The sequence below is a fragment of the Klebsiella sp. P1CD1 genome (genome assembly GCF_003790505.1).
GTDB lineage: Bacteria > Pseudomonadota > Gammaproteobacteria > Enterobacterales > Enterobacteriaceae > Klebsiella > Klebsiella variicola.
Genome location: NZ_CP033631.1, coordinates 4,605,087 through 4,623,296, shown reverse-complemented (window position 1 = coordinate 4,623,296; position 18,210 = coordinate 4,605,087). Strand labels below are relative to the sequence as shown.

The following is an 18,210-nucleotide window of genomic DNA, read 5'->3' as shown; positions in this document are numbered from 1 at the left end:
TATTTTGTTAAAAAAATGCTACTCACAGAAGCCACGGAGGAGGGGGGACGAAAAAAAGGCGGGGAAAATTCCCCGCCCGGCGTGTGATGTGGTGATTGTTTTATTATGCGGCTTCAACTTTGCGAACTTTTTCCGGCAGCTTTACCGGCTTTGTCGCCAGTTCCTCTGGCGCAAAGTCGTCGACGTTGATGCTGCGCAAGCGACTGTGCTCTGCGCGGGTCAGAATAGCGGCTTCTTCCTGATTTATTAATCCTTTGGCCAGCGCGTTGTGTGCCAGCTCATCCAGACGGGTGAACGGCAGGTTTTTACCCAACTCTTTGCAGATCCGCTGGTGGATAGGATCGGCCGCCATCACTTCCAGCAGGGCCTCTTCCAGCAGACCAACCGGGTTATGCTCGCTCGGCGTCAGGTACTGACCGCGACCGATGCGGGAGCGAGTGGCGCTGGGCACCTGCAGAATTTTAGCGACTTTATGGTCCAGCTTATCCGACGGCGCATGATGATGACGCCCGGTCGGGAAGATGGCCACACGCATCGCACCTGCCACCAGACGGTTGGGGAAGTTTTTCAGCAGATCGTCGATGGCCTGTTCAGCCTGGTGCAGCGCATCCTGCACTCCCCAGTGAACCAGCGGCAGATCGGCTTCATTGCGTCCTTCATCGTCATAGCGTTTCAGCACCGCGGAGGCCAGATACAGCTGGCTTAACACATCCCCCAGACGCGCGGAGATACGTTCGCGACGCTTGAGGCTGCCGCCCAGTACCGCCATCGACACGTCTGACAGCAGCGCGAGGTTGGCACTCAGACGGTTCATTTGCTGATAGTAACGACGGGTGGCGTCACGGGTCGGCGCGCTGCTGGTGCGTCCGCCGGTCAGGCCCAGCCAGAAACTCCGGACTTTGTTACTGCCGACATGGCCGATGTGTTTGAACAGCAGCTTATCGTAGGCGTTCAGGTCGTTATTCTGCGCGGCGGCCATCTCTTCCAGCACGTAAGGGTGGCAGCGAATAGCCCCCTGACCGAAGATCATCATGCTGCGGGTCAGAATGTTGGCGCCTTCAACGGTGATGGCGATCGGCGCGCCCTGGTAAGCCCGGGCGAGGAAGTTACCTTCGCCCAGCATAATGCCTTTCCCGCCGGTAATATCCATCGCGTCGATAATGGAGCGCTGGCCGCGGTGGGTACAGTGATATTTCACAATCGCGGACAGCACTGCCGGTTTCTCGCCGAGCATAATGCCGTAGGTGATCAGCGACGCCGCGGCGTCCATCACATAGGCGTTACCCGCGATGCGCGCCAGCGCCTCTTCAATCCCTTCCATTTTGCCGATCGAGATTTTGAACTGACGGCGAATGTGGGCGTAGGCGCCGGTCGCCATGGCGACGGATTTCAGGCCGCCGGTGGCGTTGGAAGGCAGGGTAATGCCGCGGCCCACGGACAGACATTCAACCAGCATGCGCCAGCCCTGACCGGCCATGCTCGGGCCGCCGATGATGTAATCGATCGGCACGAAGATATCCTTGCCGCGGGTTGGGCCGTTCTGGAACGGGACGTTCAGCGGGAAGTGGCGACGGCCAATTTCCACGCCCGGCGTTGAGGTGGGGATCAGCGCGCAGGTGATGCCCAGCTCTTCCTCGCCGCCCAGCAAACGGTCCGGGTCAGAGAGTTTGAAGGCCAGCCCCAGCACGGTGGCGATTGGCGCCAGCGTGATATAGCGTTTGTTCCAGGTCAGGCGCATCCCCAGCACCTGTTGACCCTGCCAGTCGCCCATGCACACCACGCCGGTATCCGGAATAGCGCCGGCGTCAGAGCCCGCTTCCGGACTGGTCAGTGCGAAGCAGGGGATTTCCAGGCCGCGCGCCAGACGCGGCAGATAATGATTCTTCTGTTCTTCGGTACCGTAATGCTGCAGCAGTTCGCCCGGGCCCAGCGAGTTTGGGACGCCGACGGTGATCGCCAGGATGCCGGAGACGCCAGAGAGTTTCTGTAGCACTCGTGCCTGAGCGTAAGCGGAGAACTCAAGCCCGCCATACTCTTTCTTGATAATCATCGCGAAGAAGCGGTGCTCTTTCAGATAGGCCCACAGCTCGGGCGGCAGATCGGCCATTTCGTGGGTGATGGCGAAGTCGTTAGCCATCCGGCAGGCCTCTTCCACCGGGCCGTCGAGGAAAGCTTGCTCTTCGGCGGTCAGGCGCGGCTGCGGATAGTTATGCAGCTTGTGCCAGTCCGGGTTGCCGCGGAACAGATCGCCTTCCCACCAGGTGGTGCCGGCGTCGATGGCTTCTTTTTCCGTACGCGACATCGGCGGCATCACCTTGCGGAAAGCGCGAAATGCCGGTGCGGAAATCATCGATTTACGCATGGGGGCAAAGTTGAACGGCAACAAAATAATGGCCAGCGGCAGCAGCAGCCAGATATTCCACAGTCCGGCCGCGCCGAGCGCCGCGGTCCAGGCGAGCAAAATCACACTGCTGAGCAGCAGGCTGACCCGGTGATAGAAGAGCGCACCGAGTAAAACGACGGTTGCAACAATACTCAAAATCATCATAGAGAAATGCTCCCTGAGCTTGTAGGAGGTCTGACCACTTGTGATGTATTGGTTGTAGTGCATGCGTTTTTATTTAGCAATGTGTTTACAAAATAATTACAACCTCGCTCACATTGTTGTATGCAAAAGCGGCACATAAAATCAAAAGGGCGGGGGATAACACTGCCTGCTGCTTCTCGCTTCGGCGGCTATCCGGTACACTGCCAGGGTTATTCCACTCATACTGAAGGATTATCCTCATGTACCAGGATCTTATTCGTAACGAACTGAACGAAGCCGCGGAAACGCTGGCTAACTTTCTGCAGGACGAAGCCAATATCCATGCTATCCAGCGTGCCGCTGTTCTGTTGGCGGATAGCTTTAAGGCGGGTGGGAAAGTGCTGTCCTGTGGTAACGGCGGTTCCCATTGCGATGCGATGCATTTTGCGGAAGAGCTGACCGGTCGTTATCGCGAAAACCGCCCGGGTTACCCGGCCATCGCGATCTCCGACGTCAGCCATCTCTCCTGCGTGAGCAATGATTTTGGCTATGAGTATGTGTTCTCCCGCTATGTTGAATCCGTCGGCCGTGCGGGCGATGTGCTGCTCGGCATCTCCACGTCAGGTAACTCCGGCAACGTGATCAAGGCCATTGAAGCCGCGCGGGCGCAGGGGATGAAAGTGATCACCCTGACCGGTAAAGACGGCGGCAAAATGACGGGTTCCGCCGATGTTGAAATACGCGTGCCGCACTTTGGCTATGCCGACCGCATCCAGGAGATCCACATCAAAGTGATCCATATCCTGATTATGCTGATCGAAAAAGAGATGGTGAAAGGCTAACAGGCAGGCGAGTGTGTACTGTTGACGGCGGCCTCGCTTTGGCGCCGTCGTGATTTGTGAGGGTGAGGTGATCTATGTGCGAACTGCTCGGGATGAGCGCCAATGTGCCAACAGATATCTGTTTTAGCTTTACCGGGCTGGTGCAGCGCGGGGGCGGGACGGGGCCGCATAAAGACGGCTGGGGCATCACCTTCTATGAAGGCAAAGGCTGTCGCACATTCAAAGATCCGCAGCCGAGCTTTCAGTCGCCGATCGCGAAACTGGTCCAGGATTACCCGATTAAGTCCTGTTCCGTCGTCGCCCATATCCGTCAGGCCAATCGCGGGATGGTGGCCCTGGAGAACACCCATCCCTTCACCCGCGAACTGTGGGGGCGCAACTGGACCTATGCGCACAATGGGCAGCTCAAAGGCTATAAATCGCTGAAAACCGGTAATTTCCATCCGGTAGGTGAAACCGACAGTGAAAAAGCGTTTTGCTGGCTGCTGCACCGTTTAACCGAGCGCTATCCGCGCACGCCGGGCAATATGCTGGGCGTTTTCAAGTATATCGCCACCCTGGCGGGTGAACTGCGTGAGAAAGGGGTGTTCAACATGCTGCTGTCGGACGGGCGCTACGTGATGGCGTTCTGCTCGACCAATCTGCACTGGATCACCCGGCGGGCGCCGTTTGGCGTGGCAAAACTGCTGGACCAGGATGTGGAGATCGACTTTCAACGCGAGACCACACCCAACGATGTGGTCACGGTTATCGCCACGCAGCCGCTGACGGCCAATGAAACCTGGCACAAGATCATGCCAGGCGAGTGGGCGTTATTTTGTCTCGGGGAGCGTGTAGTTTGAGGCCAGCTGCGGCTGAACAACCTCGTGGCTGAGCGGCTTGCTTACCACATAGCGGCCGTCGGTCACTGACACAATCGGCGGTTTGTGGGTCTGCTGGAAATAGTCATAGCCAGGCTTAAGCTGTTTCCAGAAATCCGCATAGTAGGAGTATTTGTGGCGTTCCATATTGGCGTTGGTCATGCGGAACGGATAGATACTCACCTGCACGCTTGGCTGGCCGAAGACTAAGGCGCCGGTCACAAACTGAAAGATCTCATCGATCCCGCTGTCGGTCATGGCGTAGCAGCCGACTGAGACGCAGTCGCCATGGATCATCAGGTATTTCCCTTCATAACCATGGGCGCGATCGTAGGCGTTCGGGAAGCCGATGTTAATGGCTTTATAGAAGCGGCTGTCGGGTTTGAGCTGGCTGCGGGTGACGCTATAGAACCCTTCCGGACTCTTGAAATCACCCTGACGCTGTTTCGGACCCAGGCCACCGGAATAGTTGCAGATCCGATAGCTGTCGAGGAGCTGGTAGGTTTCACCCATTTTGACGTAAAGGTCGAGCATGCGCTCTTCTTTAAAGATCTCAATGTAAACCGGTGAACCCATTAATTGCTGCTTGTATTCTTTGCTAACCGGCGTCGTCGGGCTATTGCTGCTGAGCAGCCCGGCAAATGACACGCACGGCAACAGAAGCATCGCAATAAATAATGCGATTTTGCGCATACTGCTTGTTCCTTGATAAAACAAAATAGCCACATTGCCAGGACGGCAAGAGAGACCCGAAATCAGAGTTTTCTGGATTTAGAGCGCTCACATTAGCATCACGGCATTTTTTCGCAAGGGCGACGTGGCGGCGTTTACAATTCAGCCTCACTTTATAACCCGCTTACGGCGAAAACACAGTCAGAACTTTGCGCAATAGCTCGCATTTTAGAAGCACTTATTGCCCCTCGCGCTACAGCCGCCGCTCACGAAATGTTACACTTGCGCCGGTTCATCACCAGAGTAAGAAAGGAGGCTTCTCTTCCGTCATGAGCGCCACTGGCGCCGTTTCGCCCTTTCTTCTCTGCCATTCTATCAATAGGCTGGCCCCGGCCTGCGTCGGGGTTGAGGTTACGGATACCTGCTAACGATATGATTAAAATCACGAAAGGGCTGGATTTGCCCATAGCTGGCATGCCATTACAGCAGATTTCTCCCGCGCCAGCGGTGAAGCGCGTCGCGCTGCTCGGCGAAGAATACATCGGAATGCGTCCCGCCATGGCGGTCAAAGAAGGCGAACGGGTCAAAAAAGGTCAGATCCTGTTTGAAGATAAAAAGATCCCCGGCGTCTGCTTTACCGCCCCGGTGAGCGGGGTTGTCAGCGCCATCCACCGCGGTGAACGGCGCGTTTTACAGTCAGTGGTGATTGATATCGAGGGCAATGACGCGGTGGCCTTTACCCGTTACGCCGCGGACGCACTGGCTGAGCTGCCGCGCGACACCGTACAGCAGCAGCTGCTGGCCTCGGGCCTGTGGACGGCGCTACGCACCCGGCCATTCAGTAAAACGCCGCGCCCGGGCAGCGTGCCCGCTGCTATTTTTGTCAACGCCATGGATACCAATCCGCTGGCGGCGGAGCCGCAGCCGATTATTCTGGCCGAGCGTGCCGCCTTTGATGCCGGTCTTACCGTGCTCACGCGTCTGACCGACGGGAAAGTGCACGTCTGCCAGCCCAGCGGCGGCAAGCTGGGCGGCCATCCTGCCGGCCAGGTCTGTTTTAATCAGTTCTCCGGGCCGCACCCGGCGGGGCTGCCGGGAACGCATATTCACTTTCTGGAGCCGGTGAGCCTGAATAAACAGGTCTGGCACCTCAATTATCAGGATGCGATCGCTATCGGTCAGCTTTTCCTTGAAGGTGAGCTGAACTGCGAACGGGTGATTGCGCTCGGCGGCCCGCAGGTGAAGTCGCCGCGGCTGGTCAAAACGACGCTGGGCGCCAGCCTGGACGATCTGCTGGCGGGCGAGCTGGAGGAGGGGGAAAACCGCGTCATTTCCGGCTCGGTACTTAGCGGTACCCGCGCCCACGGCCCCCACGCTTTCCTCGGGCGTTTCCATCTGCAGGTGAGCGTGGTTCGCGAAGGTCGGGAAAAAGAGCTGTTTGGCTGGGTGATGCCGGGCAAAGAGAAGTTCTCGATTACCCGCACTACGCTAGGCCATTTCTTCAAGCGCAAGCGCTTTCATTTCTCCACGGATACTAACGGCGGCGAGCGGGCGATGGTGCCGATCGGCAACTATGAGCGGGTGATGCCGCTGGATATTCTGCCAACCATATTGCTGCGCGATCTGCTGGCCGGCGATAGCGATAGCGCCCAGGCGCTGGGCTGTCTGGAGCTGGATGAAGAAGATCTGGCGCTCTGCACCTACGTTTGTCCGGGCAAATATGAATACGGTCCGGCGCTGCGCAGCGTGTTAACCCAGATTGAGCAGGAAGGATAAGAGATGGGCTTAAAGCACCTGATTGAGAAACTTGAGCCGCATTTCACGCATGGCGGCAAGCTGGAAAAATATTACCCGCTGTATGAAGCGGCGGCGACCATCTTCTACACGCCGGGGCAGGTCACCCGCGGCGCGGCGCACGTGCGCGACGCCATCGACCTCAAGCGGATGATGATCCTCGTGTGGTTTGCCGTATTCCCGGCGATGTTCTGGGGCATGTACAACGTTGGGCTGCAGACCATTCCGGCGCTGCACAAACTGTACGGCGCCGAACAGCTGCAGCAGGTGATCGCCAACAACTGGCATTACAGCGTCGCCCAGTGGTTAGGGGTCAGCTTCAGCGCTGACGCCGGCTGGCTGAGCATGATGACCCTGGGCGCGGTCTTCTTCCTGCCGATCTATATCACCGTTTTTATCGTCGGCGGCTTCTGGGAAGTGCTGTTCGCGATTGTGCGCAAACATGAGATCAACGAAGGCTTTTTCGTTACCTCAATTCTCTTCGCGCTGATTGTGCCGCCTACGCTGCCGCTATGGCAGGCGGCGCTGGGGATCTCCTTTGGGGTGGTGATCGCCAAAGAGATTTTCGGCGGTACCGGGCGCAACTTCCTCAACCCGGCGCTGGCGGGGCGCGCGTTCCTGTTCTTCGCCTACCCGGCGCAGATTTCCGGCGATCTCGTGTGGACGGCGGCGGACGGTTTCTCCGGCGCCACGCCGCTCTCCCAGTGGGCCAGCGGCGGCGGTGAAGCGCTGGTTAACGTCGCGACCGGCATCCCGGTGAGCTGGATGGACGCCTTCCTCGGCAACATTCCCGGCTCAATTGGCGAAGTCTCCACGCTGATGATCCTGATCGGCGGCGCGATCATTCTCTTTGGCCGCGTCGCGTCCTGGCGCATCGTCGCCGGGGTGATGATCGGCATGATCGCCACCGCCACCCTGTTTAACGTTATCGGCTCCGATACCAACCCGATGTTCTCGATGCCGTGGTACTGGCATCTGGTGCTCGGCGGCTTTGCCTTCGGCATGATGTTTATGGCGACGGACCCGGTATCCGCCTCGTTTACCGATAAAGGGAAATGGAGTTACGGCGTGCTGATCGGCGTGATGTGCGTGCTGATCCGCGTGGTGAACCCGGCCTATCCGGAAGGGATGATGCTGGCGATCCTCTTCGCCAACCTCTTCGCACCGCTGTTCGATTACCTGGTGGTGCAGGCCAATATTAAGCGGAGGAAGTCGCGTGGCTGAGAAGAAAAGTAACGATAGCATCGGCAAAACGCTGCTGGTGGTGCTGGTGCTTTGTCTGGTCTGCTCCATCGTGGTAGCGGGCTCGGCCGTGGGGCTGAAATCCCGCCAGCAGGCGCAGCGGGCGCTGGATAAACAGCGCAATATCCTGGCCGTCGCCGGCCTGATACAGCCCGGGATGGATGCTGATGCGGTAGCGGAAACCTTCGCGGCGCGCATTTCGCCGCGACTGGTGAATCTGGCGACCGGCGAGCTGCTGAAGAAAGACCCGGCAAAATTGAATCAGGCCCAGGCGCTGAAGGATCCGCAGCAGAGCATCGCGCTGGACGCCAGCCAGGATCCGGCCGGCATTAAACGCCGTAGCAACCTGGCGGAAATTTATCTGGTGCGCGACGCGCAGCAACAGATTGAGCAGATGGTGCTGCCGATCTACGGCAATGGCCTGTGGTCGATGATGTATGCCTTTGTGGCGCTGGACGTTGATGGCCGCACGGTGAAAGGCATTACATATTACGATCAGGGGGAAACCCCGGGGCTGGGCGGCGAAGTGGAGAACCCGAACTGGCGCCAGCAGTTTATTGGCAAGCAGGTGCTGGATGACAACGGCATGCCGGCACTCCGGGTGGTGAAAGGCGGCGCGCGCGCCGGTGACCTGCATGCAGTAGACGGTTTATCCGGCGCCACGCTAACGTCTAACGGCGTGCAGCACAGCTTTGATTTCTGGATGGGCGAACTGGGCTTTGGTCCGTTCCTGAAAAAAGTGCGTGAGGGAGGGCTGAATAATGGCTGAACAGAGCGATATGAAAGAGGTGAAGCGCGTGCTGGTGGGGCCGCTCATCGCCAACAACCCCATCGCCCTGCAGGTGCTGGGCGTCTGCTCCGCGCTGGCGGTAACCACTAAACTGGAAACCGCCTTCGTGATGACCATTGCGGTGACGCTGGTGACGGCGTTCTCCAGCATGTTTATCTCGATGATTCGCCACCATATTCCCAATAGCGTGCGCATCATCGTGCAGATGGCGATCATCGCCTCGCTGGTCATCGTGGTGGATCAGCTGTTGCGGGCTTTCGCTTATGAAACCTCTAAGCAGCTGTCGGTATTCGTCGGGCTTATCATCACCAACTGTATCGTGATGGGGCGCGCCGAAGCCTACGCCATGAAATCGCCGCCGCTGGCCAGCTTTATGGACGGTATTGGCAACGGTCTCGGCTATGGCGCGATCCTGATAATCGTCGGCTTCCTGCGCGAGCTTATCGGCAGCGGCAAGCTGTTCGGTATCACGGTGCTGGAGACGGTGCAGAACGGCGGCTGGTATCAGCCGAACGGCCTGTTCCTGCTGGCGCCGAGCGCCTTCTTCATTATCGGTTTGCTGATCTGGGCCCTGCGTAGCTGGAAGCCTGAGCAGCAGGAAAAGGAGTAATCGATGATGGCTCATTACATTAGCCTGTTTGTCCGCGCGGTGTTCGTTGAGAACATGGCGCTGGCCTTCTTCCTCGGGATGTGTACCTTCCTCGCGGTGTCGAAAAAGGTCTCCACCGCCTTCGGCCTCGGCGTCGCAGTGACGGTGGTGCTGGGTCTTGCTGTGCCAATCAACAACCTGGTCTATAACCTGGTGCTGCGCGACGGCGCGCTGGTGGAAGGCGTAGATCTCAGCTTCCTGAACTTCATCACCTTTATCGGGGTGATTGCGGCGCTGGTGCAGATCCTCGAGATGATCCTCGATAAGTACTTCCCGGCACTCTATAACGCGTTAGGGATCTTCCTGCCGCTTATCGCCGTTAACTGCGCCATTTTCGGCGGCGTGTCGTTCATGGTGCAGCGTGATTACAACTTCCCGGAATCCATCGTCTACGGCTTCGGCTCCGGCATCGGCTGGATGCTGGCGATCGTGGCGATGGCGGGGATCCGCGAAAAAATGAAGTACGCCAACGTGCCCGCCGGCTTGCGCGGGTTAGGGATCACCTTTATCACCACCGGGTTGATGGCGCTGGGCTTTATGTCCTTCTCCGGCGTGCAGCTATAAGGGCGAATAAGTATGGAAATTATTCTTGGCGTCGTGATGTTCACGCTGATTGTGCTGGTGCTGTCGGGGCTTATCCTGGCTGCGCGCTCAAAGCTGGTGAACGCGGGCGACGTGGTTATTGAGATCAATAACGAAGCGGATAAACAGATCCGCACCCCGGCGGGTGACAAACTGCTGAACACGCTGTCCAGCAACGGTATCTTCGTCTCTTCCGCCTGCGGCGGCGGCGGCTCCTGCGGCCAGTGTCGGGTGACCATCAAAGAAGGCGGCGGCGATATTCTGCCGACCGAGCTTTCGCATATCACCAAACGCGAAGCCAAAGAAGGGTGCCGCCTGGCCTGCCAGGTGGCGGTGAAGCAGAATATGAAAATTGAGCTGCCGGAAGAGATTTTCGGCGTGAAAAAATGGGAGTGCGAGGTTATCTCTAACGATAACAAAGCCACCTTCATTAAAGAGCTCAAATTACGGGTGCCTGATGGTGAAGCGGTGCCGTTCCGCGCCGGCGGCTATATTCAGATCGAATGCCCGTCGCATAAAGTGGCCTATGCCGACTTTGATATTCCTGATGAATATCGTTCAGACTGGGACAAATTCAATCTGTTCCGCTATGTCTCTGAGGTGAAAGAGCCGACCCTGCGCGCCTACTCGATGGCTAACTATCCGGAAGAGAAGGGCATCATTATGCTCAACGTGCGCATCGCCACGCCGCCGCCGAAGGTCCCGGATGCGCCGCCGGGGATCATGTCGTCCTATATCTGGTCGCTGAAGCCTGGCGATAAGGTGACGATTTCCGGGCCGTTCGGCGAGTTCTTTGCTAAAGAGACCGACGCTGAGATGGTGTTTATCGGCGGCGGCGCCGGCATGGCGCCGATGCGCTCGCATATCTTTGATCAGCTTAAGCGGCTGCACAGCACGCGCAAAATCAGCTTCTGGTACGGCGCCCGTTCGCTGCGCGAGATGTTCTACGATGATGAGTTCGAGCAGCTGGCGCGCGACAACCCTAACTTTACCTTCCACGTCGCGCTCTCCGATCCGCTGCCGGAAGATAACTGGACCGGGCATACGGGCTTTATCCATAATGTTCTGTATGAAAACTATCTGCGCGACCACCCGGCGCCGGAAGACTGCGAATTCTATATGTGCGGGCCGCCGGTGATGAACGCCGCGGTGATAAAAATGCTCAAAGACCTGGGCGTCGAAGATGAGAACATCATGCTCGACGACTTTGGAGGCTGACGATGCTGACGGTATTTGTCGCGACCTTTGTGATTTTTGCGCTGGTGATCCTCGGTATGTCGCTGGGCTACCTGGTGAAGCGCAAGAGCATTCAGGGCAGCTGCGGCGGGATCTCGTCGCTGGGGCTGGAGAAAGTCTGCGACTGTCCGGAACCGTGCGACGCGCGTAAGAAACGTCTCGCTCGCGAGGCGCAGCGTCAGCAGCGGCGTATTTTGTAATGCCCGGCGGCGCTGCGCATGCCGGACCTGCTGCTTCAGTTTTGTAGGCCGGGTCAGGCGCAGCCGCCACCCGGCATAAAGCGGCTCCGTGCCCGGTGGCGCTGCGCTTGCCGGGTCTGCTGCTTCGGTTTTGTAGGCCGGGTAAGGCGCCAGCCGCCACCCGGCAATAGCATGCCAGCAATGTGAGGCCGCTTTCGCGGCCTTTTTAGCCGTTGACTCCCTTACTGCCAGCTTTTCGCCTGTGCCGGAGAATCCACCATCACCCCGTCGGCACCCAGCTCCTTCGCCGTGCGGTAGTCTTCCGCACTGTTGATGCCGAAGAAAATAATGTGCGCTTTGCCCTGTGAGCGGAAGCAATCCATCGCCTCTTTATCCCAGGTGAGCGTTGCCGGGGAGATCCCTTCGCCAAGGGTAAACTTCTCCACCACCTCCACCTTGCGCTTCAGCTCCAGCCCATACCACTGCTCGCCCTCGTGCTGGCTGCTCAGTTGACACTGGTGGCTGAGTGAAATAGTCGCAAGTTTAGTGCGAGTCTCGCTGCGGGTGACGAAGCGGGGAATAGCCGATGGCAGGGCGGCGATATAGCGGTCATCGGTGGAATAGACCCGCACGCGATCGAGGCTGTCGGTGGCTTTTAACACCGCCAGCAGGCGTTCGCCCATCACCGCCGGATCGGCATCTGGAGATTTGATATCGATGTAGAAAAAAGTGTGCGGCCACTGTTGCAGCACGCTTTGCAGGGTCGGGATCGTAGCCTGCTTACCGCGCCACGGGTGGCTGTCATCCCCCCATTTCCAGCCGGCGTCGACTTTCGCCAGCTCGGCGGCGGTTAAGCTGGAGACCTTACCCTCGGCGTTGGTCAGGGCGGAGAGATCGCTTGAACGGTAGAGTACCGGTACGCCGTCGCGGCTTAACTGCACCGTGACCCAGATGGCCTCAGCGTGGTTCTCCAGCGCCAGTTTAATGGCCGGCAGGGTATTTTCCGGCGCATCGCCGGTACCGCCGCGGTGGGCAATCAGCTGTGGGTTAGCTAAAGCGCTGCTGGCGGCCAGCAGGCAAAGGGCGGTGAGTCGTTTCTTCATAATTGTATCTTTCAGATTAGTTGATTAACGTTATGAAAATAAACATGATTTATTGCACTTTTATGTTGTCAGCGTTTTTTTGACCACCGGAGTAAAAAAAGCATCAAACTGGCGCGCAGTTTTGCTATGCTGTATGGGTATACAGTGTTGAGTCTGACGATGCGTAAAATTATCCATGTCGATATGGACTGTTTCTTTGCAGCGGTGGAGATGCGCGACAACCCGGCGTTGCGTGATATCCCCCTCGCGATAGGCGGCAGTCGGGTACAGCGTGGCGTGATTAGTACCGCGAACTATCCTGCGCGTAAGTTTGGTGTGCGCAGCGCCATGCCGACGGCAACGGCGCTCAAGCTGTGCCCGCATCTCACGCTGCTTCCCGGCCGCTTCGATGCCTACAAAGAAGCCTCGAATCATATCCGCGAAATTTTCTCCCGCTATACCTCGCGCATTGAGCCGCTGTCGCTGGATGAAGCCTACCTTGACGTCAGCGACAGCGTGCATTGTCACGGGTCGGCCACTCTAATAGCTCAGGAGATCCGCCAGACCATCGAACGGGAGCTGCACCTCACCGCCTCGGCGGGCGTGGCGCCGGTGAAGTTTCTCGCTAAAATCGCTTCCGATATGAATAAACCCAACGGCCAGTTCGTTATCGCTCCCCATCAGGTGGCAGAGTTTGTGCGGGCGCTGCCGCTGGCGAAAATACCCGGTGTCGGAAAGGTGTCGGCGGCGAAGCTGGAAAATATGGGCCTGCGTACCTGTGGCGATGTGCAGAACAGCGATCTGGCCATGCTGCTCAAGCGCTTCGGTAAATTCGGCCGTATTCTGTGGGAGCGCAGCCACGGGATTGATGAGCGGGAAATCCATAACGATCGGCAACGTAAATCGGTGGGCGTGGAGCGGACGTTAGCGGAAGATATCCACGAATGGTCAGCGTGCGAAGCGATTATCGAAAATCTCTATCCCGAACTGGAGCGGCGGCTGGCGAAGGTCAAACCGGACCTGCTGATCGCCCGCCAGGGGATTAAACTGAAATTCAATGACTTCCAGCTGACCACTCAGGAGCACGTCTGGCCGCGGCTGAACAAAGAGGATCTGATTGCCACCGCCCACAAAGCCTGGGATGAGCGGCGCGGCGGACGGGGCGTGCGTCTGGTTGGGCTCCATGTGACGCTGCTCGATCCGCAGCTGGAAAGGCAGCTTTTATTAGGGATTTAACCATGCATATTCGTGCTTACCGCGACAGCGATTTGCCATTGCTCTGCCAGATCTTTCTGCGCGCGGTGCAGGAAACGGCGAGCCGGGACTATACCCCGGCGCAGATTGCGGCCTGGGCGCAGGTGGATGAGACGCGCTGGCGACAAAAGCTGGCTGACTCAGTCGGGCGGGTGGCCGTGGTTAACAATCAACCGGTTGGCTTTATCACCGCCATCGGGACGCATATCGATTTGCTCTTTGTCTCGCCGGATCACGCCCGGCAGGGTATCGGCGGCGCGCTTATCGAGGCGCTCTGCGCTCAGTATCCTGCGCAAATCCTGACGGTGGACGCCAGCATTACCGCAAAGCCCTGTTTTACGGCCCATGGATTTAAAGTGGTGGCGGAGCAGCGGGTGGCAGCCCGTGGGGAGTGGTTTATTAACTACCGGATGGAAAAACGCGTGGCGCTAAGGTGATGCGGGGAAAACCGGCGGCGGGCCGCCGCCGGTGGTGGGGCTTATTTAGCCGGAATGGCTTTCAACAGCTCGGTCAGCAGCGTCCAGTACTGACCGACGCTTTCGATATGTACCTGCTCATCCGGGGAGTGCGGACCGGTAATGGTTGGCCCGATGGAGACCATGTCCATCTCCGGATACGGTTTTTTGAACAGACCGCATTCCAGACCGGCGTGGATGATCTGGATGTTCGGCGTCTTGTTGAACAGACGCTGGTAAGTCTCGCGCACCAGGTGCATTACCGGCGAGTTGGCGTCCGGCTGCCAGCCAGGGTAAGCGCCTTTGGCTTCGGTTTTCGCCCCCGCCAGTTTACCCAGAGAATCCAGCATGCTGACCACGTAGTCTTTGCCGCTGTCGATCAGCGAGCGGATCAGGCAGTGGATCTGCACGTTGTCATCGGTCATGGTGACGACGCCGACGTTCAGCGAAGTTTCCACTACGCCTTTCGCCACGTCAGAGTTGCGGATAACCCCGTTCGGCGTGGCGTTCAGCAGGCGGATGAAACCGTCGCGGGAAGCCTGCGTCAGCGCTGCTTTGTCGTTATCAACCGCTTCCAGGAGCACTACCAGGTTCTTCTCTTTGGCCTCCAGCTCGTTTTTCAGCAGCGCCTGGTAAGTATTCACCAGCGCTTTCAGCGCATCGGCTTTATCCGCGGCGACGGCGACGGTTGCGTATGCTTCGCGCGGGATGGCGTTGCGCAACGTACCGCCGTTGAAATCGACCAGACGCAAATCCAGCTCATCGGCGTGGCCAGCGAGGAAGCGTGACAGCAGCTTGTTGGCGTTACCCAGACCCAGGTGAATGTCACCGCCGGAGTGGCCGCCTTTCAGCCCTTTTAAGGTTACTTTAAAGCTCTGGAACCCGGCCGGAATCGCTTCTCGGGTCAGCGCCAGGTTAGAGGTGAAATCGATCCCGCCGGCGCAACCCATGTAGATTTCGCCTTCTTCTTCGGAGTCGGTATTGATCAGGATATCCGCCTGCAGCCAGTTGGCCTGCAGACCGAACGCGCCGTCCATACCGGCCTCTTCGGTCATGGTCAGCAGCACTTCCAGCGGACCGTGAGCGACGCTGTCGTCGGCCAGCACCGCCAGTGCAGACGCCATCCCGATGCCGTTATCCGCGCCCAGCGTGGTGCCGCGCGCTTTCACCCATTCGCCGTCAATGTACGGCTGGATCGGATCTTTGGCGAAGTCGTGGACGGTATCGTTGTTTTTCTGCGGCACCATATCGAGGTGCGCCTGCAGCGCTACCGGCTTGCGGTTTTCCATACCGGCAGTCGCGCCTTTACGAATCAGAATGTTGCCAACCTGGTCACGTTCCGCGTGTAAGCCTTTTTCTTTTGCCCAACCCATAATGTGCTCGGCGAGCTGTTCTTCGTGATAGGACGGGTGCGGGATGGAGCAAATCTTGGCAAAAATATCCCAAAGCGGCTGCGGGGATAGTTGAGACAGTTCAGACACGGTAAGTCTCCTTACAGACTCCTGCATACAGCGGTTGCAGGACGAGGGTTAGCGTTAAAATACACAACAAGCCCGGGCTTGCGCGATGGGGTTGAGAATACCACTTTCCACCGCCGCAGGTAGTGTAAACAACGCAAAAAGCGTTGCGCAAACCGCTTAACACTGGTTTTTAGTGCGTCAGATCTCTATAATCTCGCGCAACCATTTTCCCCCTCGAACATTATTTAAGCCGTATTACACAGGCTGGGACACTTCACATGAGCGAAAAATACGTCGTCACCTGGGACATGTTGCAGATTCACGCCCGCAAACTGGCCAGCCGTCTGCTGCCGGTTGAGCAATGGAAAGGCATTATTGCCGTCAGCCGCGGTGGACTGGTACCGGGAGCCTTACTGGCGCGTGAACTGGGCATTCGTCATGTTGATACCGTATGCATCTCCAGCTACGACCATGATAACCAGCGCGAGCTGAAAGTGCTGAAACGCGCGGAAGGCGATGGCGAAGGCTTTATCGTTATCGACGATCTGGTGGATACCGGCGGTACCGCCGTGGCGATCCGCGAAATGTATCCAAAAGCACACTTTGTCACCATTTTCGCCAAGCCGGCAGGCCGCCCGCTGGTGGACGATTACGTTGTGGATATTCCGCAGGACACCTGGATTGAACAGCCGTGGGATATGGGCGTGGTGTTTGTACCGCCTATCGCAGGTCGTTAATTCTTCAGGACAGTGCTATTTACCACGCCCGGCTTGCCGGGCGTGGTTTTTTTTATCCTTTAGCAGGTTACAATAACAGGAGTGGCACTACGACGGAGGCTGCACATGTCACAGGCTAACCTCAGCGAAACGCTGTTTAAACCCCGCTTCAAACATCCAGAAACCTCTACGCTGGTGCGTCGGTTTTCCGCCGGAAAACCGCAGGCGATGCAGTCGGCGCTGAGCGGCAATCACGTCGATCACTGGTACCGTCTGATCAACCGTTTGATGTGGATCTGGCGCGGCGTGACCCCGCAGGAGATCCTCGATGTGCAAGCGCGCATTGTGATGAGCGAGGCCGAACGAACGGATCCAGAACTGTTCGATACCGTTATCGGCTATCGCGGCGGCAACTGGATCTTTGAGTGGGCGAAAGAGGCCATGCAGTGGCAACAAAAGGCCGGGCAGGAAGCCGATCCTTTGCTGAGCGGCCGCCACTGGTTGCATGCATCGAACCTGTATAGCATTGCCGCTTATCCGCATATTAAAGGCGATGAGCTGGCCGAACAGGCGCAGGCTTTAGCCAACCGGGCGTATGAAGAGGCCGCCCAGCGGCTGCCGGGCTCGCTGCGCGAACTGGAGTTCACCATCCCTGGCGGTTCGCCAATAACCGGCTTTTTGCATATGCCAAAAGGCGATGGGCCGTTTCCGACGGTGCTGATGTGCGGGGGCCTGGACTCACTGCAGACGGATTATTACAACCTGTATGAGAACTACTTCTCACCGCTCGGTATTGCCATGCTGACGATCGATATGCCTTCCATCGGCTTCTCGTCAAAATGGACGCTGAATCAGGACACCAGCCTGCTGCACCAGCACGCGCTGCGCCATCTGGAAAATGTACCGTGGGTCGATCATACCCGGGTCGCGGCCTTTGGCTTCCGCTTTGGCGCCAATATCGCGGTCCGTCTGGGTTACCTGGAGCCGCAGCGGCTGAAGGCTGTGGCGTGTCTGGGCCCGGTCGTTCATGGTCTGCTGGTGGATCCCCTGCATCAGGGGCGCGTGCCGGAGATGTATCTTGACGTGCTGGCCTCGCGGCTGGGTATGCATGACGCGTCCGATGAAGCGCTGCGCGTGGAGCTCAACCGCTACTCGTTAAAAACACAGGGACTGCTGGGGCGCCGTTGCCCGACGCCGATGCTTTCCGGCTTCTGGAAGGACGATCCTTTCAGCCCCGAAGAAGAGTCGCGGTTAATCACTTCGTCATCTGCCGATGGCAAACTGCTGGAGATCCCGTTTAACCCGGTGTATCGCAATTTTGATCACGCATTGCGACAGATCGCCCGCTGGATCAATCATAGATTTGGTTAATTTATTGCTAAATTCTATTGGTTTGGTAAAACAGTTGCATCACTAAAGGAGATCGCAATGACGTTACCGAGTGGACACCTGAAAAGTAAGTTGATCAAGAAATTCACGGCGCTAGGGCCTTACATTCGCGAAGAGCAGTGCCATGACAACCGTTTCTTTTTCGATTGCCTGGCAGTTTGCGTCAATGTTAAGCCCGCGCCGGAGAAGCGTGAATTCTGGGGCTGGTGGATGGAAATGGAAGCACAAGAGTCACGTTTCACCTACAGCTACCAGTTTGGCCTGTTCAATAAAGAAGGTTCATGGCAGGCGGTCGACATTGACGACCCGGAAGTGAGCGACAGACTAGAAAAAACGCTACGCGAGTTCCACGAGCGCGCGGCAGCGCTGCTGACCACCTTTAATCTGAAGCTGGAACCGGCCGACGATTTCAGCGAGCCGGTTCGCCTGCGGGCCTGATTGATCTACGGATACGATTTCTCCACGCCCGTGCGGCGTGGAG

The 18,210-nt window shown here is 57.8% G+C and carries 18 protein-coding genes; 14 read left to right on the top strand and 4 right to left on the bottom strand.

Features of this window, described 5'->3' with window-relative positions:
• Positions 1 to 103 precede the first annotated feature (103 nt).
• Positions 104 to 2,548 (bottom strand): acyl-CoA dehydrogenase FadE, encoded by a 2,445-nt coding sequence (gene fadE / locus DTA24_RS22945; protein ID WP_012968887.1) that lies wholly within the window; start codon positions 2,546 to 2,548, stop codon positions 104 to 106.
• Positions 2,549 to 2,787: 239 nt separating this feature from the next.
• On the opposite strand from fadE, the gene lpcA reads away from it, so the two are divergent.
• Positions 2,788 to 3,369: a D-sedoheptulose 7-phosphate isomerase gene (gene lpcA / locus DTA24_RS22940; protein ID WP_110196603.1), complete on the top strand. Its 582-nt coding sequence runs from the start codon at positions 2,788 to 2,790 to the stop codon at positions 3,367 to 3,369.
• A 74-nt stretch (positions 3,370 to 3,443) separates the two neighbouring features.
• A complete protein-coding gene (locus DTA24_RS22935) occupies positions 3,444 to 4,211 on the top strand; it encodes a class II glutamine amidotransferase (RefSeq protein WP_008805262.1) in 768 nt (255 codons plus the stop codon).
• Here the strand turns inward: DTA24_RS22935 and dpaA are convergent.
• Complete coding sequence (gene dpaA / locus DTA24_RS22930) at positions 4,182 to 4,922, bottom strand: peptidoglycan meso-diaminopimelic acid protein amidase (protein WP_008805263.1); 741 nt, start codon at positions 4,920 to 4,922, stop codon at positions 4,182 to 4,184. The two genes, DTA24_RS22935 and dpaA, sit on opposite strands and share 30 nt — an antisense overlap.
• Positions 4,923 to 5,333: 411 nt before the next feature.
• Here dpaA and DTA24_RS22920 point away from each other — a divergent pair, with 411 nt between their 5' ends.
• The 7 genes from DTA24_RS22920 to nqrM are packed head-to-tail and all read left to right on the top strand — an operon-like array spanning position 5,334 to position 11,394.
• The gene (locus DTA24_RS22920; protein WP_064176509.1) at positions 5,334 to 6,677 is read left to right on the top strand and encodes a Na(+)-translocating NADH-quinone reductase subunit A; all 1,344 of its coding nucleotides are present in this window, start codon (positions 5,334 to 5,336) and stop codon (positions 6,675 to 6,677) included.
• A 3-nt stretch (positions 6,678 to 6,680) separates the two neighbouring features.
• Positions 6,681 to 7,919, top strand: a complete 1,239-nt coding sequence (locus tag DTA24_RS22915) for an NADH:ubiquinone reductase (Na(+)-transporting) subunit B (protein ID WP_012968885.1) — start codon at positions 6,681 to 6,683, stop codon at positions 7,917 to 7,919.
• Positions 7,912 to 8,706 (top strand): Na(+)-translocating NADH-quinone reductase subunit C, encoded by a 795-nt coding sequence (locus DTA24_RS22910; RefSeq protein ID WP_064323853.1) that lies wholly within the window; start codon positions 7,912 to 7,914, stop codon positions 8,704 to 8,706. The genes DTA24_RS22915 and DTA24_RS22910 overlap by 8 nt, the downstream gene beginning before the upstream one ends.
• Positions 8,699 to 9,337, top strand: coding sequence for an NADH:ubiquinone reductase (Na(+)-transporting) subunit D (locus tag DTA24_RS22905; protein ID WP_002889716.1), 639 nt, complete (start codon positions 8,699 to 8,701; stop codon positions 9,335 to 9,337). The genes DTA24_RS22910 and DTA24_RS22905 overlap by 8 nt, the downstream gene beginning before the upstream one ends.
• Before the next feature lie 6 nt (positions 9,338 to 9,343).
• The gene (gene nqrE, locus DTA24_RS22900) at positions 9,344 to 9,940 is read left to right on the top strand and encodes an NADH:ubiquinone reductase (Na(+)-transporting) subunit E (protein WP_004177335.1); all 597 of its coding nucleotides are present in this window, start codon (positions 9,344 to 9,346) and stop codon (positions 9,938 to 9,940) included.
• Positions 9,941 to 9,952: 12 nt separating this feature from the next.
• Positions 9,953 to 11,176: an NADH:ubiquinone reductase (Na(+)-transporting) subunit F gene (gene nqrF, locus DTA24_RS22895; RefSeq protein WP_008805267.1), complete on the top strand. Its 1,224-nt coding sequence runs from the start codon at positions 9,953 to 9,955 to the stop codon at positions 11,174 to 11,176.
• 2 nt (positions 11,177 to 11,178) lie between these two features.
• Positions 11,179 to 11,394: a (Na+)-NQR maturation NqrM gene (gene nqrM, locus DTA24_RS22890; protein ID WP_004204638.1), complete on the top strand. Its 216-nt coding sequence runs from the start codon at positions 11,179 to 11,181 to the stop codon at positions 11,392 to 11,394.
• 221 nt (positions 11,395 to 11,615) lie between these two features.
• Here nqrM and DTA24_RS22885 read toward each other — a convergent pair whose 3' ends face one another.
• Entirely contained in the window at positions 11,616 to 12,476 is an 861-nt protein-coding gene (locus tag DTA24_RS22885) for a glycerophosphodiester phosphodiesterase family protein (protein WP_012542789.1), read from the bottom strand.
• A 159-nt stretch (positions 12,477 to 12,635) separates the two neighbouring features.
• Here DTA24_RS22885 and dinB point away from each other — a divergent pair, with 159 nt between their 5' ends.
• Positions 12,636 to 13,691: a DNA polymerase IV gene (gene dinB, locus DTA24_RS22880; RefSeq protein ID WP_008805269.1), complete on the top strand. Its 1,056-nt coding sequence runs from the start codon at positions 12,636 to 12,638 to the stop codon at positions 13,689 to 13,691.
• A gap of 2 nt (positions 13,692 to 13,693) precedes the next feature.
• A complete protein-coding gene (locus DTA24_RS22875) occupies positions 13,694 to 14,146 on the top strand; it encodes a GNAT family N-acetyltransferase (RefSeq protein WP_012542788.1) in 453 nt (150 codons plus the stop codon).
• Between the two features lie 41 nt (positions 14,147 to 14,187).
• Here DTA24_RS22875 and pepD read toward each other — a convergent pair whose 3' ends face one another.
• Entirely contained in the window at positions 14,188 to 15,645 is a 1,458-nt protein-coding gene (gene pepD, locus DTA24_RS22870) for a cytosol nonspecific dipeptidase (RefSeq protein WP_012968882.1), read from the bottom strand.
• A gap of 257 nt (positions 15,646 to 15,902) precedes the next feature.
• Between pepD and gpt the strand changes: the two genes are divergently transcribed.
• The 3 genes from gpt to crl all read left to right on the top strand — a co-directional run bounded on the left by gpt (position 15,903) and on the right by crl (position 18,167).
• Positions 15,903 to 16,361: a xanthine phosphoribosyltransferase gene (gene gpt, locus DTA24_RS22865; RefSeq protein WP_002889733.1), complete on the top strand. Its 459-nt coding sequence runs from the start codon at positions 15,903 to 15,905 to the stop codon at positions 16,359 to 16,361.
• Between the two features lie 105 nt (positions 16,362 to 16,466).
• On the top strand, positions 16,467 to 17,711 hold the full coding sequence (gene frsA / locus DTA24_RS22860) for an esterase FrsA (protein ID WP_012542786.1): 1,245 nt from the start codon (positions 16,467 to 16,469) through the stop codon (positions 17,709 to 17,711).
• Between the two features lie 57 nt (positions 17,712 to 17,768).
• Entirely contained in the window at positions 17,769 to 18,167 is a 399-nt protein-coding gene (crl, locus tag DTA24_RS22855; RefSeq protein ID WP_002889793.1) for a sigma factor-binding protein Crl, read from the top strand.
• Positions 18,168 to 18,210: the final 43 nt, after the last annotated feature.

Coding starts and splice junctions, on each gene's coding strand:
- fadE (WP_012968887.1), bottom strand. CDS start 2,548: ATGATGATTTTGAGTATTGTTGCAACCGTCGTTTTACTCGGTGCGCTC.
- lpcA (WP_110196603.1), top strand. CDS start 2,788: ATGTACCAGGATCTTATTCGTAACGAACTGAACGAAGCCGCGGAAACG.
- DTA24_RS22935 (WP_008805262.1), top strand. CDS start 3,444: ATGTGCGAACTGCTCGGGATGAGCGCCAATGTGCCAACAGATATCTGT.
- dpaA (WP_008805263.1), bottom strand. CDS start 4,922: ATGCGCAAAATCGCATTATTTATTGCGATGCTTCTGTTGCCGTGCGTG.
- DTA24_RS22920 (WP_064176509.1), top strand. CDS start 5,334: ATGATTAAAATCACGAAAGGGCTGGATTTGCCCATAGCTGGCATGCCA.
- DTA24_RS22915 (WP_012968885.1), top strand. CDS start 6,681: ATGGGCTTAAAGCACCTGATTGAGAAACTTGAGCCGCATTTCACGCAT.
- DTA24_RS22905 (WP_002889716.1), top strand. CDS start 8,699: ATGGCTGAACAGAGCGATATGAAAGAGGTGAAGCGCGTGCTGGTGGGG.
- nqrE (WP_004177335.1), top strand. CDS start 9,344: ATGGCTCATTACATTAGCCTGTTTGTCCGCGCGGTGTTCGTTGAGAAC.
- nqrF (WP_008805267.1), top strand. CDS start 9,953: ATGGAAATTATTCTTGGCGTCGTGATGTTCACGCTGATTGTGCTGGTG.
- nqrM (WP_004204638.1), top strand. CDS start 11,179: ATGCTGACGGTATTTGTCGCGACCTTTGTGATTTTTGCGCTGGTGATC.
- DTA24_RS22885 (WP_012542789.1), bottom strand. CDS start 12,476: ATGAAGAAACGACTCACCGCCCTTTGCCTGCTGGCCGCCAGCAGCGCT.
- dinB (WP_008805269.1), top strand. CDS start 12,636: ATGCGTAAAATTATCCATGTCGATATGGACTGTTTCTTTGCAGCGGTG.
- DTA24_RS22875 (WP_012542788.1), top strand. CDS start 13,694: ATGCATATTCGTGCTTACCGCGACAGCGATTTGCCATTGCTCTGCCAG.
- gpt (WP_002889733.1), top strand. CDS start 15,903: ATGAGCGAAAAATACGTCGTCACCTGGGACATGTTGCAGATTCACGCC.
- frsA (WP_012542786.1), top strand. CDS start 16,467: ATGTCACAGGCTAACCTCAGCGAAACGCTGTTTAAACCCCGCTTCAAA.
- crl (WP_002889793.1), top strand. CDS start 17,769: ATGACGTTACCGAGTGGACACCTGAAAAGTAAGTTGATCAAGAAATTC.